We start from the raw sequence: 14,698 nt of genomic DNA, 5'->3' as shown, positions 1-14,698 counted from the left end.
CATCCCTTTTCCCAGATATAGAATCCGCCAATAACTTGTGAAAGAGCATATTCACTATGAGGCACCACCGAAAGAAACATCCCTATGCTGGAGAAGCAGCCAACCCCGAGACTGCACCTGCACGCCTAGCTGAGCTGGCGCAAGAACGTGAACTAAAACACATCATCGCAGCCAATCCAAATGCCCCCTCAAACCTACTCGAAGCCTTCGCCCTGGACCAAAATGATGTGGTGCGACGCGCCACAACCCAGAATCCCAACACCCCTCTTACACAACTGCTCAAGCTGATAGAGGAGTTCCCGCATGAATTTCTGTGCAATCCACTTCTTCCACTACTCAACCTGGCTCAGCCAGACTTTATCAAAAAAGCCTCGCCCAAAGCCTGGCTCCAGCTCTTACGTTGCGCAGAGATCCCTCAACACTGGCTACAATGGTTTCAGCAGGGTCACGTTATGATCGCATCATATGTGAAAGAACATGTCATGATTTCCTATAATGCTCATATCAGCGTGGCGGGTGAAATAACAAGTCCAGAGGAGCTACAAAAATCTCATCTCAATATTTTCCAACCAAGACAACCGCTGGACAGAGGCCTTCCCGAGCATGAAAGTCTTATACTCACAACCATGGTTTTACCAGATCTAGCCAAACACTGGTTGCGACAGGGAGAATTCAACAAGCATGTCGAGCGGCTAATAACGCTGATATACCATAACCAGAACATTGATGAAGATGTATTGAGAGGCCTGGCTCAGCATAAAGAGGTTCGAGTACGCCAGGCTGTCGCGCGACATCCACGCACCTCTGATGAGGTGCTTCTACGGCTACTTCAAGACAAGAAGTTGGAGGTACGTTACAGCCTGATAAAGCGTACTCACATGTCGTCGACGCTTCTTGCTCACCTGGTAGCGAGCAGCGATCCCTACTTGAGGCAGGCAGCGGTCCGTCATCCCCAACTCGAAGAGCATATCCTAGAGAAACTCGCACGAGATACTGATGTGATTGTACGCACAGCAGTCGCGGCCAGGCATGGACTTTCGGAACAGATCTATAGCCAGCTTGCGCAGGATAAATACGACCAGGTACGTATAGCTCTGGCACGTAACGTTAAAACCCCTCAACACGTCCTGCTCTCCCTGGCCAGAGATAAAGAAGAAGTCGTACGCCAGGCCGCAGCCCAGAACCCAACCTTGCCGGAAAAGGCCTTCTTCCAGCTCGCCGAAGACCCAGATGATGATATTCTGGCAAAACTAGCAGGGAACTCTCAACTACCCAGGGAGTTGTTTGTACGCTTCGTGGAGCACCCGGAAATACGTGTGCGCAAAAAGCTGGCGGCCAACCCTCGTATTCCCCTGGAACTCCTCGACCAGCTCTGGCATGATCTCGACCTGTGGGAAGGCATTGCCAGAAATTCAAACGCCACGCCAGAGATGCTCACAACCATCGCCGCCAGTGGGAATTTGCGCCTGAAAGCCATCTGTGCGCGGCATAAGCGCACGCCAGTCCTTGTTTTGCAAAAGTTAGCAGAGGAGGGACACACAGTGGGCAGTCTAGTACGCAATCCACATACGCCTCTGGAGACTTTGGAAGGTATTCTAGGGAGAGTGAGTATACAAAGCTTTAACCAGAAACCCGCATTCTTTCTGGAGAGTATCTTAGATCACCCGGCGGTCTCCAAAAAGAGACGAACCCAAATGCTACAAAACTACTATATGAAGGAACTCAGGTCGAGCACCAGCGATTGGATACGCCCGAAACTGCTAGCCTACGAAAAGCTCCCCATGCAATTTTTGAGCATCTTTGCGCGTTCGCCCATTCCCATCGAACGCTACCAGAGCGCGCAACACCCCAATGCCTCAACGGCATTGCTCAAGGAACTGGCACAGGACGCCAATCGCTATGTACGCGCAGCTGCCCGTCAACAACTAGCCCTGCGTGAAAAGAAAAAGTAAGGAATGATCATGACACCGGAAGCCCTCTCGCACTTTCTCCATACTCTGATTGAGCGACGCCTGATGCTCAGCACGATGCTCTGGGGACCACCAGGCATTGGCAAATCGAGCATCGTGGCCCAGACAGCACAGGCCCATGGCATTGACCTCATTGACGTGCGCCTCTCGCAGCTTGCACCCACCGACCTGCGTGGCCTGCCCGTCGCCGAAAACGGCATTTCGCGCTGGTATCCGCCGGAGTTCCTGCCACGCGAGGGCGCGGGCATCCTCTTCCTGGACGAACTCAATATGGCCCCTCCGGCGATGCAGGGGATGGCGCAGCAACTTATTCTCGACCGCAAAGTTGGCTCATATACTGTGCCTGAGGGCTGGTTCATCTGGGCGGCGGGCAACCGCAAGGAGGATCGCGCCTCGGTCTTTGAGATGCCCACGCCCCTGGCGAACCGTTTTGTCCACCTGGTGGTTGAACCACATTTCGAGAGCTTTAAGACCTACGCCATGGCCCATGAACTGCATGAGCGCCTACTTGCGTTTCTCTCCTTCCGGCCTGGACTTCTGCACCGAATTGATCCCCAACAGCCAGCCTGGCCCTCCCCCCGCTCATGGATGATGGCCTCGCAGCTCTATCACGCGGAACTACCAATTGATCCAGTAATTGGACAGGCAGCGGCGGCTGAATTCCAGGCCTTCTGCGCTATTTATAACCAGCTTCCAGATGTGGCCTCGATTCTCAAGGGGAATGGACAAAAAATAGCCTTTCCCAAAGAGCCATCGTTACGCTATGCGCTCACCACGGCGCTTACGCTGCGCGCGGCGAATATGCAGGAGAGCTATAGCGCCTTTCAGTGGATCAGCGAGAAGGCGAGCGCCGAGTGGATACAATTCTTTGCGACCGATCTCTTCAAGCTGGTCCAGGCACGCAACGAACTGGGAAAATTCGCCAGCCTGGTGCAGCAAGATAAGCGTCTCCAGCAGATGTTCAGCGATTATATGTCCTTGTTGGGGTAACAGACCATGGAGCAGAACTCAGAGTTGCAGCGACAGATCAGCGCGACCATCTTACAACTGCGCCTGCGCGCGCCGTTCTTCGCCACGTTGACGCTCTTCGCCCAGATCGAGATCACAGCGCGCATCCCCACAGCGGCCACCGACGGCAAAAATATTTTTATTAATACTGACTTCTGGCGGACACTGACGCCTAAGCAGCGACTGGGATTGATGGCGCATGAAGTACTGCACGCGGCTCTGCTACATGTTCCCAGATGTGGCACACGCGAGCCACTCATGTGGAATATCGCAGCGGATATCGTGGTCAATGGTATGGTGCTCGCTCAAGAGGGCTTCGAACTACCACCAGGGCATATACGCGACACAAAACTGGAGCACCTGAGCGTCGAAGAGATCTATCATATTCTTCAAACGCAAGCCAGGAAATATACGCTGCATGTAGGCGATCTGCTCCCCATGGATGGCCCAGGTCAGCCGACCTATGCTGAGCTTGAGCAGCACTGGCGCCAGGCATTACAGCACGCAAAGGCGCTCGCGGAGATGCTGGGACAGGGAAACCTTCCACTTGGAATGGAGCGTGAGCTGTCGCACCTCAACCCGGCTCAACTGGACTGGCGCAGCTACCTGTGGCGCTTCCTGGTCCAGACACCCAACGACTTTCAGGGCTTTGATCGGCGCTTTGTAGGACGCGGCCTCTATCTGGAAACGCTTCAGGGGGAGTCAGTACGCGTCTATATCGCCGTTGACACCAGTGGCTCCATCGACAACAGGCTACTCGCTCTCTTTCTCAGCGAGGTTCGAGGCATCCTCCAGGCCTATCCACACCTGGAGGCCCACTTATATTATGCCGACGCGAGTTGCTATGGTCCCTATGAGCTAACGAGTCAGGACCCGTCGCACCTGCCCAGGCCAGTCGGTGGAGGTGGTACCAGCTTTCGTCCCTTCTTTGAAGCCATTGAGAAAGAGCATGATCCCAACCAGGCAGGCGTGTGTGTCTACCTGACCGACGGATATGGGACATTTCCAGAGCAAGAGGGATCGCTGCCAGTCCTGTGGGTCCTGACGCCAGGAGGAATCTCGCTACAAGCCGTTCCCTTTGGCGAAGCGGTAAGACTGGTATAGAGGAAAAGCTTCGGTATTTTTAGGCATAAATAATCGGGGGCATCGCTTATATGATGCGCCCCGATATGGGCGAATTGGGATTGCTCACAACACTGAACAAGGCCAGAGGCTAGCGATTTTTTTCGCCGTGCTCGCGTTTGCGAGCCTCTTCTTGCACCTGCTTCGCATAACCAGACTTCTCAGCGGCCGCGCGGATCTCCTCAATAGCCTGCTCTTTCGACTCTACAGGGATATCTTCTTCATTGACCACCTGAGACTGATCCGTATCTTTCTCTTTGCGATTGGTCTTCTGCTGCTTCTCGTTCTCATGCTCAGACTTGCGACTCATTGAGATACTCCTTTTCGGTAGCGCGCATGTCAGTGATTGTGCGCAGGCATCTTAAATGTTGCTACTGTGAGAGGACAGCAACGTGGGTGTTGCGACCTCGTTTTCATTGTACCTCAGTGCGAATACCCCTGCATTTCAACCTATTAAGTACCCGTTTGTATGGTACTTAACCATTGACCAGCGGGGTCAAAGTCGGGGACGTAGAGGATACGAGCGAGTTTCTTAGCTTGCTGTAACCGATGGACGGGCGACGAGCGCGCGTGTAGCCGTGATGCTCATATCACCCATCGGGTGCGGCAAGGTTTTTTGCAATGTGTGGAAAGAGCGAGCGCGAGGCTTTGCCCCTACGAGGTGTCTTCTTTAATGCAGGGTCTCCAACCATGAGCAAACCCCATTTTCATCCCACAAATCATCATAGAGTGAAACAGGAAAAGGAAAAGGAGCAATGATACATGAAAGAGCGAATTTCGCAGTTTCTACAATAGTATTAAAATCCTCACGTGCTTTTTGCGTCTGAGGATGCTCCTCTCCCAACGCCTGTTTGCAAATTGAGAGGGCACGCTTGGATAAAAGAGTTGCATCTATATACTTTCTTTGTTTAAAAAGGGTAACAGCTAAATTATGAAGAAGGGGAAACAGGTGGTAATGATTGGGACCAAACTGCTGCTCACAGATCTCCAAGGCCTGCTTGAATAAGCGCTCTGCATCTGAATACCGCTGCCGATGGGAATAAAGGCTAGCCAAATTATTAAGTCTATCTTCATCGTGTTCTCCGCTCTGTAGTAATAATTCTGCGTCAGCATAGCGACCCTGGTACAGATAGAGAGTCGAAAATTGTTCCACACGAAACTTCACAGTGACAGGATGTTTAGCCCCCAGCGTTTGCTCATAAATCGTTAAAGCACGATTCAATAAACGCTCTGCATCTGCATATCGAGCTTGATTTTCATAGACAAGTGCAAGGAGTGTGAGTGTTTTTGCAATACAGATCTGGTCAAGATCTGTAAGTTGCTCATAAATCGTTAAGGCATGATCGAGCAATGGCTCTATAGTAACGTACCGTCCACGTTCACGAAGGTAGCTACCTGCCTGGTGAAGCAGATGCGCTGCTTCAGGAAAGAGCATCTGCTCTTGCTTGATCCAGGTAGCACAGAGTAAGGCATGAGAGAGCCAGTGCTCACAGCTTTCCCACTGAGCAATGTTGTCAACATCTGGACAGACATCGTTAACAGCAAGCACCACCCGTTGCTTCCATAATTTATCCTGCCAGACAGTGATTGTATCGGGAGAAGAAGATAAAGGAACTTTCATCTGGGATGAAACAAGTTCCTTTGCAAAGGTGTGTATCAGAGGATGGCTCACTTCATAATCTTGATCAGAGCGGCGAAGCACACTCAGATCGACCAGCGTACCCAGTGCCATCCGAATGGCGCGTTCTGGCAATTCCAAGATACCCTGTACTAACTCTAGCGGGAACGGAGCAGGGGCCAACAAACCAAGCAAGAGAAAGATGCCTTGCTCGTTGGAAGTCAAAGCATCGTAAGTTCGTTGAAGAAGTACGAGAACACTCTGCATTCGGTGCTTACCGTGATGCATCGCCATCAATCCTTCTTGCTCAAACCAGTCCAAGTAATCAGCTATTTCTTCCTGATGAGAGAATAGATAGCCTCCAATCAACCGAAAAGCCAGAGGATAGCCGCCGACATGCTTGAAAAGTCGTTGTATACACTGCTGATTGGTTGCTCGCAGTCCCCCCAGTTTCTGCAAGAGGGTGATACTCTCCTCAGCCGAAAGTTCATAAAGGGTATGGCAATGAGCCAAATCTGGAGCATCTGAATGACGCCAGGAAATCAAAAGCACTACTGATGTGCCGCCAAATTCATGCAAAGGGCGTGCATCATCAAGCATTTCCACACCATCAAAGATGAGTAACGTGCGACGGCGACTCACAGCACGCACAGCGGCGAGACGAGGATCAGAGCCAAGTTCTTCCCCACACAGGCGAGCCAACTGCTCAAAGGCTTCAACCAGTGTGGGAGAGGCATAAAACGAATGGTAGAAAATGCCACCGGGAAAACGAGTCAGCCAATCTTCCTGAGCCACGAGACGGGCCAGCGCTTCAGCCACGAGCGCCGTTTTTCCTATACCTCCAGGACCACATAGCGCCAGTGTCATCCCACCTTCTCCATGTAACTGCTGGAGCAACCAAGAGAGGTTCTCCTCTCGACCTACAAACGATGGTGCTCGTGGAGGCAACATCAGTGGAGGTGTCCAGATGGAAGCAGTAGCGTGATAATGCTCAATATTGGTCACACTCGCCTGACCAGAGAAAGACACAGCGCTTTTTTCTGCATGTTCAATACGTTGGACAGGCTGCTGTTCAGATGGTTCCATCCCTTGCTTCCTTCATCTCATCCGTGGGTGTTGTGTTGATCTCCCTCAATGTTATATGTTGTTGCAGTGCCAGAGTAGGAAACAGCTCCATGATCAACGTGCTGGATAATCTGCGCTCCTGGTGCGGCCTGTGGGAGCAGGCTCAACAGATGTCTGGCGAGAGCGAGCACCTCATTATCCTGCTCTGCATGCGTCGCAACCACCTCTTCCTGTACTCCTTGTTGGCGTGCTGGAGAATCTGGCTTGGCTTCTAAGTGCGTCACAGCTTCTACCACCGCACTCTTCGCTCCAAACTTCTTTGCCAGTAGCGCCTTCACGCCCTGATAGGCATCGCTCATGGCTGTTTTCGCGGTATCAGTGAGGCCACCAGTAGCACCAACTGTCAACGCGGCGATGATCGCTGTGGTCACGGGGTCCATTCGTCTCTCCTCTTCTGATGAACACAGCCTTCTCAAGAAGGCTCAATGGCATGTTCGACGTTCTTCCATGCGTTGCGGAATAACAAAGTGTCTGGAGGGGACGTCGTTTTGCTTATCACTGCCTCCCCATCATTTTCCGCCTCTTTTGCCAGATGGTATGTGAGGATGAATATGTGGTCATCGCCTGTAAGGAGACGATCACAGCCACCCTTGCCCTGAACTTACAAACCTCCTTCCAGACCGAGCGCCCCATACCAGCGGTTCTTATCTCTTATGGCAAAGCCAACCCGTCAGGAGATGGCTATATTATCATTCGTTGGCGAGGAACCGTCCCAGAGAGCTTTTTTGACCAGCTCGACGAACACACCCAAGATATTGCCTACTACATGACCTTTAGTGCCGGACCGCTCGACACCTGTAGAGCACCGTGGGATGGCACCACACACGCCTGATGTTTCTGGGAAGAGTCACATCATGACGTGCTCTTCCCTCTCTTTTCGGAGGGAACCCCATGCAAGACCGACAGATACAAAACGACATTGACCAGTTCCTACACGAACTAGACCAGCAGCAGCAGAACCAGCAGGCGCACACCACGGACGACATCCCACACATTGAAGCCAACCAGGAGTACGACCCCAACCGCCAGCAATGGGACGTAGAGATTCACATTTACCCACGAGCCGAGCCAGAGGCAGAGGAACCCGCCAACGTCGTTGAAAGTGTCCCACCCATCGACCAGGAGCCGCAACCAGGTAGAAGGGGGCCGTTGCCGTGGATGAAGCAGCACAGGCGACCCCTGGTGCTTCTCAGCGTCATCCTATGCGCCTGTGCGCTTGTTGTAGGAGGCTTGCTGTATGTGTCTCCTTTCTGGGCAACGACCACCACGGTCACGCTTGTTCCAGTCTCACGCGTACTAGAAACCCGTTTGACGGTGACCATTGGAGAAAGCATCGATAAAACCCAAAGCCAGGTGCCAGGAAGGATACTTCCAACCGTGACCATGAGCCAGGCGCGCACCATTCCCACCACCGGGAAAGCCCACCAGGACGCCCAAAGCGCCCACGGATACATCACCTTTTACAATAGCGCCACCTATGCCCAGACCATAGCAGCAGGAACCCTTGTCACCGCTGTCAATGGGATACAAGTGATTACTGACCAGAATGTGACCATTGGCGCGGCAAGCTATCCCACCTTTGGGCAGGAGAGTGTCAGCGCCCACTCGACCCAGGCAGGACCAGCAGGCAACCTGAAGGCTGGTGTGATTTATGGCCCTTGTTGTCGTGCCAACATCTCCGCAGTGAACGGAACCTTCCAGGGAGGGCAGGACGCACGCGACTACCAGAGCGTGACGCAGCACGATCTCGACACTGCAAGCGCAAGCCTGAAAGCCAGTCTAGAGCAGAGCACTACCGCAGCTTTACAAACGCAGGTCCAGAGCATCGAAACCCTTGCGAAGCCGTTGCACTGCCAGCAGAAGACAAACAGCAATCACCAGCCAGGAGAGGAAGCCACCAGCGTACAGGTCATGCTTGACGAGACGTGTACTGGTATCGTCTATCAGACACAAGCCCTACAAACCTTGCTCACCCAGGCACTCACCACCCAGGCGAGGCAGCAGCTAGGAACCGAATATGCACCGAACGAAGATGTTCATATGAGTACTACGACACAGGGAACAACGACTATCCAGGCGACAGAGACAGAAACATGGGTGTATCAGTTCTCCCAGGCCGAGCAAGAGCGCGTCAGAGCCAGCATTGCAGGCAAGAGCCAAGCTCAGGCCAAGAGCCTTTTATTAGCGCGACCAGGAATACAATCGGTGTCGTTCTCCAATGACGCGACCCTTCCAGATGCTCAACATATTCAATTGTTGTTCCTTACCTACTGATCTGGGAGGAGAGATGTTCATGAGCAAAAAAAGTTCTGAGCAGAAGCAACACACACACCAGGACGCTCTGCACAAAGCAAGGCATTGGAAAAGCCGAGGACAGGACGGAAGGCGTTCGCACCCCTCTCGAAAGTGAACAACATGCACCAGATCATCACCGCCAAACTCAAACTCATAGCAAGCCCAGAGCAGTTTGAGGCCCTGCGCCACACGCAACTGGCGTATCGCGATGCCCTCAATGCGGTGAGTTGCTATGCCTTCGAGCAAGGTAAGACCAGCAGTGTGACCCGGATGCACAAAGGCATGTACGCTAAGCTCCGTGCTCGGTATCATCTCCCCTCGCAACTGGCTTGTAGCGTCGAGCGACAGGTGGCCGCCACCTACAAAGGGTTATGGACCAAGCTCAAGAAGAACGCGGAGCATCGCCGTGCGAAAATCACCAAGAAACGCTTTAAAGGATTAGATCAGCCGCCACACTACAGCTCCCCGACCGTGCAGTACACCTATGAGCGCGATTACACCTTTCAGCGAGACAGCCGGGTCAGTGTCGGAACCTTGAATGGACGCATCAGCGTGGCCTACCAGGGGTACAACAAGCACATCGCGCTCATTCGAGAGGGAGTCAGGATTGGTGACGCTAAACTCTGGTATGACTGGCCAAAGAAGCAGTTCTACCTGCTCGTGTCCCTTTCCATTGAGGTGCCTGATCCCACCCCTGCGCATCTGCAAGAGGTTGTGGGGGTGGATGTGGGCATTCGCTATCTGGCCGTTACCTCGACAGCAACAGGCAAGGCTAGCTTTCACCCTGGGAAACGCGTTAGGCATCAAGCTAACCATTACGCACGACTACGCAAACGATTGCAGCAAAAAGGCACTCGCGGCGCGAAACGTCGGCTCAGACGCATCGAGCAACGAGAGAGACGGTTGAAGTTGCAAGCCAATCACACCATCGCCAAACAGATCGTTGAGCAGCACCCACACACCCTTCTTGGACTGGAACATCTGACAGACATTCGAGAGCGAACCAAACGCCGCAAACGCAAGCGCAAGAAAAACGGCGAAGGCACAGAACCTGTCTCCGCAAAGGCGCGCAAAGCCAATCGCGCCTACTCGCAGTGGTCCTTTGCCGAGCTTCACACGCTCATCAGCTACAAGGCCGCGCTCGCCGGGTCATTCGCCATCAAAGCGGATGCCGATTACACCTCACAGGCGTGTCCTATGTGTGGACACACTGCTGGTGCAAACCGCCCAGGCAAAGGGTTGTTCTTTGTGTGTCAACACTGCCACTACACGCTGCATGCCGATCTGGTTGGCGCAAGGAATATTACGATGAGAACGCTTCTGGTCCGGCACGACTGGGTCAGGACGGGATGCTTGTCAATCATCCCTGATGCCTCGGACAATGAAGCCAAAGCAGCGCGCCTGCGAAGGTACGCTGAGTTGCGGTGGAGTCCAGAGGTAAATCAACCCTCCGGCCTCTAGCCAGAGGTCATTGACTGTACCGAGAAGAACATAGCCCAGGTATCGCACATAAGTTAGTGAGTCTGTGATCTTAAGCAGATCGTTATTCAGGCCAGCGACTCCACATAGGCGCGCTGGGGATTGGCCACGCCGCGGAAGAAAATTTTTCCCACATACTGTACCAGTTCCTCGGGAGTCACCGTCTCATCAAGAAGCAAGCGTTTAAAGGGATAGGAGGCAAGGAGGCTGGAGAAGGTATGCAGCATAATCGTGGTGGGGATGGCGGGATCGAATTCGCCGGAGGCTTTCCCCTCATTGAGCAAAACTTCAAGGCTGCTTAAAAGCTGATCGAGCAGGGCGTGGTGGCGGGATCGCAAGAGAGGTCGAAGTTCAACGGCACCGAAAAGCGCATAAAAGAGACGCCCACGCTCACCCTTTAAACGCATATAGCTCGTCGCAAGTAGCGTTTCCAGGCGCGAACGCACCGAGCCAGGCGCGGATACCGCCTCCTGCACATTCAGCAAGATAGCTTGCATCTGCAACTCGAGCAGGGCCAGAACCAGGTCTTCTTTGCGGGAGAAATGCAGATAGAGGGTTCCTTTGGCAATACCCACACGTGCAGCCACCTCGTCCATACACATCTCATGATAGCCCTTCTCCAGCAGAATTTCTTCCGAGGCATGGAGAATAAGCTGCTCACGTTGCTGACGTTGACGTTCTTTGAGCGAAAGGGTGGATTCGCGCATATGGCTCCCTCCAAATGTTCTTCAGATATCGGCGGCGTCGATATGCATGACTACTTCAGCATATTTCATCGATTGCCAGAGGAGTCGTCTGTGTACGCTCTAGAAGAAGAAACTACCAGAAAGCACGAGAATTGTCAAGCAGAAAATAAGGCTTCTCATATATTTGAGAGACCCTGTGCGTCCCTGGAATCCCTATTGACTATTCAATTGAAATATGTTATCCCTAATACATAGTTTATCTTGATGGGGCTGATACTATACGTGCCAACGCTCTGATACAGGTATCACTGATGATACATCTTGTTGTATATTCTCCCTCGTAGTAACGTCCGACATTCAAGGAAGAATGCGGGTGACCTATGCCAACTACTGCTATCCGCGATGCACGCCGCAAGGATATTATCACTGCCGCGCGTGACCTCTTCAGCCGCAAGGGCTACCATGGGACGACTATGCCAGATATCGCCCGGGCCGCCGGGATCAGTACTGGCCTTATCTACTATATTTTTCCCAGCAAAGAAGAGATCCTGCTGGCCTGCTGTGAGGACGCCGTCACGATTTACCGCGATGTCCTTGAGCGGGCTAATACAATCGCTAATCCCCTGGAGCGCTTTGATGCGCTTGTACGCGAGCTCTACACGCTACTCGATAGCACATCCAAACGGCTCCTGATCATGTATCGTGACCTCTCAACGCTCAAACGCGAGACACGGCAACGCATTCTAGGGCCTATTCATCGCCTCGATGATTATTTCGTCGCCCTCTTCCAAGAGGGGCAGCAAGCCGGCGTCTTCAGTCCAGATATGCCACAACCGCGTATTCTGGCCGCCAATGTCCTGGGGCTTGGGCATCTCTGGGCCTTGCAGAAAACCTGGCACTTCGCGCCCACTATCGACCTGGAAACCTATATTTCCACTCAGCTCGCCTACTTCCATGCACAGCTCTTACATCCACCTGTAGAGCAGGCATAACCATTTTCGCTTACGCAGGTTTGCCGGGCGCTTACGCGCCTTCGTGCTTCCTGCTGCTACGTCATTACACAATTAGGAGGAACGACCCATGGATTTCCGCTTAACCGATGAACAGAAAATGGTCAGAGACACGGTTCGCGCCTTCGTACAAAAAGAGTTGCTTCCACTGGAGGGCGATGTTCTGCGCAATGAGCGTGAGGGGCGTGTAGGCATCGAACGCGAGCAGCTACGCCAGCTTCAGCTGAAGGCCAAAGAGTTGGGCTTCTGGGGCATTAATACGCCGGAGGAGTATGGTGGGGCCAACCTGGGACCAGTGATGACGGCGATTATCATTATGGAACTCTCGCATACCTTTGTCCCCTTCGCCTTTGGCGGCTCCGCCGATAATATCCTCTATCACTGCAATGAGGAGCAGAAGCAGCGCTACCTCATCCCCACTATCAATGGCGAGCGACGCTCCTGCTTTGCCCTGACCGAACCAGGCGCGGGCTCGGATGCCGCCAATATCAAGATGTCGGCGGTCAAAGATGGGAAGCACTGGGTGCTCAATGGAGAGAAGGTCTTTATCACCAATGGCAATGAGGCCGACTTTACGATGGTCTTCGCCGTTACCGATAAGGAGCGTGGCGCGCGCGGTGTGACCTGCTTCCTCGTCGATCGCGAGATGGGCTGGCGCTCAAACTATATCCATACCATGGGCGAGTGGGGACCGGCCTCGCTCTATTTCGAGAATGTGCGTGTGCCTGAAGAGAATATTCTGGGCGAGCTCAACCAGGGCTTCACGCTAGGGATGCAATGGATCGGTGCGGGACGCTGGAACATCGCCGCCCGGGCCGTGGGAGCTGCCGAACGCCTGCTCCAGATGGGTATCGATTACGCCAAGACGCGCTCCACCTTTGGCAAGCCCATTGCGGAACGCCAGGCCATCCAGTGGATGATCGCCGACTCACGTGTGGAGATCGAGGCGACGCGCTGGCTAGCGCTGCATGCAGCCTGGATGGCTGAAGAGGGTCTGGATACGCGGCACGCGGCCTCAATCGCCAAGCTCTATGGCTCCAATATGGCCAACCAGGTTGCCGACCGTGTCATGCAGATTCACGGTGGCATGGGCTACACCAAGGAGCTCCCCATCGAGCGCTGGTACCGCGAGATGCGCGTCTGGCGTATCTTTGAGGGTACCGACGAGATTCAGCGCTTTATCATTTCGCGCGATCTTTTGCGTGGCTATGTCAGGCTTGGTGAGGAGCTTGTATGAGCTCGTCACCCAAAGCCGCCATCGTTGGCGTGGCCGAATCAGATCTCGGGAGCACACCTGATAAGACCGTGCTACAACTCCAGGCCCAGGCGGCCAGGGCCGCCCTGGAGGACGCGGGACTGGGCTTGCAAGATGTGGAAGCCCTCTTTTGCGCTGGCAACTGGGCCTGGTCCCCCAACCTGATGCTGGCCGAGTACCTGGGTATCCAGCCCAGGTACACCGACACAACCAATATCGGGGGCTCCTCCTTTGAGGCGCATATCGGCCACGCGCTCGCGGGTATCGAGGCCGGCCTCTTCGAGGTCGCCCTCATTACCTATGGGAGCACGCAACGCTCGGACCGGGCTCGTGGGCGTGGGCAACCCTATTATCGCCTCACAGAGCAATATGAAGGCCCCTTCGGTCTGCCAGCACCCGTGGGAGCCTATGCCCTGGCGGCGAGCCGGCATATGTTTGAGTATGGCACGACCAGCGAGCAACTGGCCGAGGTCGCGGTCGCAACGCGTAAATGGGCCACGCTGAATGAAAAAGCGATGAAGCGCGAGCCCATCACCATTGAGGATGTGCTTAACTCGCGCTGGATCGCCGAGCCGCTGCACCTGCTTGATTGCTGCCTGGTGACCGATGGTGGAGGGGCGGTGGTCGTCGCCTCCGCATCGCGCGTCCGGCAGATGCGTAAAGCGCCGGTCTGGGTTCTGGGGCATGGGGAGGCTCATACCCACAACACGATCACCAATATGCCCGACCTGGCGAGTCACCAGGCGGCAACAGCCTCTGGGCGAGACGCCTTCGCCCGAGCAGGATTGACGCCTGCCGAGATTGATGTCGCGGAGATCTATGATTCGTTTACGATCACGGTCCTGCTCACCCTGGAAGCCCTGGGATTCTGCGGGAAGGGCGAGGGCGGGGCCTTTGTCAGCGGACAGCGAACCGCGCCAGGTGGCGCCTTCCCCATGAACACGAATGGCGGTGGACTCTCGTACTGTCATCCAGGAATGTATGGCATCTTTCTGCTCATTGAGGCCACGCGCCAGTTGCGAGGAGAGTGTGGTCCGCGGCAGGTCGAGGGCGCGCGCATTGCCCTGGCTCACGGCACGGGCGGCGTCCTCTCGTCGGCGGCCACGGTTCTGCTTGGAAAGGATTGACGC

At 54.1% G+C, this 14,698-nt stretch carries 13 protein-coding genes; 9 read left to right on the top strand and 4 right to left on the bottom strand.

The window, feature by feature from the left end; translation table 11 throughout:
• Positions 1 to 56 precede the first annotated feature (56 nt).
• The 3 genes from KTE_RS23950 to KTE_RS23940 are packed head-to-tail and all read left to right on the top strand — an operon-like array spanning position 57 to position 4,082.
• Positions 57 to 1,952 (top strand): hypothetical protein, encoded by a 1,896-nt coding sequence (locus KTE_RS23950; RefSeq protein ID WP_201385412.1) that lies wholly within the window; start codon positions 57 to 59, stop codon positions 1,950 to 1,952.
• A gap of 9 nt (positions 1,953 to 1,961) precedes the next feature.
• Complete coding sequence (locus KTE_RS23945; RefSeq protein ID WP_201385410.1) at positions 1,962 to 2,960, top strand: ATP-binding protein; 999 nt, start codon at positions 1,962 to 1,964, stop codon at positions 2,958 to 2,960.
• A 6-nt stretch (positions 2,961 to 2,966) separates the two neighbouring features.
• Positions 2,967 to 4,082, top strand: coding sequence for a VWA-like domain-containing protein (locus KTE_RS23940; RefSeq protein WP_201385408.1), 1,116 nt, complete (start codon positions 2,967 to 2,969; stop codon positions 4,080 to 4,082).
• Between the two features lie 109 nt (positions 4,083 to 4,191).
• Here the strand turns inward: KTE_RS23940 and KTE_RS23935 are convergent, their stop codons facing one another.
• The 3 genes from KTE_RS23935 to KTE_RS23925 form a co-directional block, all read right to left on the bottom strand.
• The gene (locus KTE_RS23935; RefSeq protein ID WP_201385406.1) at positions 4,192 to 4,410 is read right to left on the bottom strand and encodes a hypothetical protein; all 219 of its coding nucleotides are present in this window, start codon (positions 4,408 to 4,410) and stop codon (positions 4,192 to 4,194) included.
• Between the two features lie 360 nt (positions 4,411 to 4,770).
• Entirely contained in the window at positions 4,771 to 6,804 is a 2,034-nt protein-coding gene (locus KTE_RS23930; protein ID WP_201385404.1) for a tetratricopeptide repeat protein, read from the bottom strand.
• A 17-nt stretch (positions 6,805 to 6,821) separates the two neighbouring features.
• Positions 6,822 to 7,223, bottom strand: a complete 402-nt coding sequence (locus tag KTE_RS23925) for a hypothetical protein (RefSeq protein ID WP_201385402.1) — start codon at positions 7,221 to 7,223, stop codon at positions 6,822 to 6,824.
• Between the two features lie 173 nt (positions 7,224 to 7,396).
• Here KTE_RS23925 and KTE_RS23920 point away from each other — a divergent pair, with 173 nt between their 5' ends.
• From KTE_RS23920 to KTE_RS23910, 3 genes are all read left to right on the top strand, one after another.
• Positions 7,397 to 7,675, top strand: a complete 279-nt coding sequence (locus tag KTE_RS23920) for a hypothetical protein (protein ID WP_236600543.1) — start codon at positions 7,397 to 7,399, stop codon at positions 7,673 to 7,675.
• Between the two features lie 59 nt (positions 7,676 to 7,734).
• Entirely contained in the window at positions 7,735 to 9,117 is a 1,383-nt protein-coding gene (locus KTE_RS23915; RefSeq protein WP_201385400.1) for a hypothetical protein, read from the top strand.
• A gap of 141 nt (positions 9,118 to 9,258) precedes the next feature.
• Complete coding sequence (locus tag KTE_RS23910) at positions 9,259 to 10,599, top strand: RNA-guided endonuclease TnpB family protein (RefSeq protein WP_201385393.1); 1,341 nt, start codon at positions 9,259 to 9,261, stop codon at positions 10,597 to 10,599.
• An 86-nt stretch (positions 10,600 to 10,685) separates the two neighbouring features.
• Here KTE_RS23910 and KTE_RS23905 read toward each other — a convergent pair whose 3' ends face one another.
• Complete coding sequence (locus tag KTE_RS23905) at positions 10,686 to 11,324, bottom strand: TetR/AcrR family transcriptional regulator (protein WP_201385391.1); 639 nt, start codon at positions 11,322 to 11,324, stop codon at positions 10,686 to 10,688.
• 359 nt (positions 11,325 to 11,683) lie between these two features.
• Here KTE_RS23905 and KTE_RS23900 point away from each other — a divergent pair, with 359 nt between their 5' ends.
• From KTE_RS23900 to KTE_RS23890, 3 genes are all read left to right on the top strand, one after another.
• Positions 11,684 to 12,295: a TetR/AcrR family transcriptional regulator gene (locus KTE_RS23900; RefSeq protein ID WP_201385389.1), complete on the top strand. Its 612-nt coding sequence runs from the start codon at positions 11,684 to 11,686 to the stop codon at positions 12,293 to 12,295.
• Between the two features lie 88 nt (positions 12,296 to 12,383).
• Positions 12,384 to 13,550, top strand: coding sequence for an acyl-CoA dehydrogenase family protein (locus KTE_RS23895; protein ID WP_201385387.1), 1,167 nt, complete (start codon positions 12,384 to 12,386; stop codon positions 13,548 to 13,550).
• Positions 13,547 to 14,695, top strand: a complete 1,149-nt coding sequence (locus KTE_RS23890) for an acetyl-CoA acetyltransferase (RefSeq protein ID WP_201385374.1) — start codon at positions 13,547 to 13,549, stop codon at positions 14,693 to 14,695. Before KTE_RS23895 ends, KTE_RS23890 begins: the two co-directional genes overlap by 4 nt.
• Positions 14,696 to 14,698 lie beyond the last annotated feature (3 nt).

The sequence above is a fragment of the Ktedonobacter sp. SOSP1-85 genome (assembly GCF_016587415.1).
Lineage (GTDB): Bacteria > Chloroflexota > Ktedonobacteria > Ktedonobacterales > Ktedonobacteraceae > Ktedonobacter.
The sequence above is the reverse complement of the archived record's forward strand: the minus strand, read 5'-3'. Positions and strand labels throughout refer to the sequence as shown.

Coding starts and splice junctions, on each gene's coding strand:
- KTE_RS23950 (WP_201385412.1), top strand. CDS start 57: ATGAGGCACCACCGAAAGAAACATCCCTATGCTGGAGAAGCAGCCAAC.
- KTE_RS23945 (WP_201385410.1), top strand. CDS start 1,962: ATGACACCGGAAGCCCTCTCGCACTTTCTCCATACTCTGATTGAGCGA.
- KTE_RS23940 (WP_201385408.1), top strand. CDS start 2,967: ATGGAGCAGAACTCAGAGTTGCAGCGACAGATCAGCGCGACCATCTTA.
- KTE_RS23935 (WP_201385406.1), bottom strand. CDS start 4,410: ATGAGTCGCAAGTCTGAGCATGAGAACGAGAAGCAGCAGAAGACCAAT.
- KTE_RS23930 (WP_201385404.1), bottom strand. CDS start 6,804: ATGGAACCATCTGAACAGCAGCCTGTCCAACGTATTGAACATGCAGAA.
- KTE_RS23925 (WP_201385402.1), bottom strand. CDS start 7,223: ATGGACCCCGTGACCACAGCGATCATCGCCGCGTTGACAGTTGGTGCT.
- KTE_RS23915 (WP_201385400.1), top strand. CDS start 7,735: ATGCAAGACCGACAGATACAAAACGACATTGACCAGTTCCTACACGAA.
- KTE_RS23910 (WP_201385393.1), top strand. CDS start 9,259: ATGCACCAGATCATCACCGCCAAACTCAAACTCATAGCAAGCCCAGAG.
- KTE_RS23905 (WP_201385391.1), bottom strand. CDS start 11,324: ATGCGCGAATCCACCCTTTCGCTCAAAGAACGTCAACGTCAGCAACGT.
- KTE_RS23900 (WP_201385389.1), top strand. CDS start 11,684: ATGCCAACTACTGCTATCCGCGATGCACGCCGCAAGGATATTATCACT.
- KTE_RS23895 (WP_201385387.1), top strand. CDS start 12,384: ATGGATTTCCGCTTAACCGATGAACAGAAAATGGTCAGAGACACGGTT.
- KTE_RS23890 (WP_201385374.1), top strand. CDS start 13,547: ATGAGCTCGTCACCCAAAGCCGCCATCGTTGGCGTGGCCGAATCAGAT.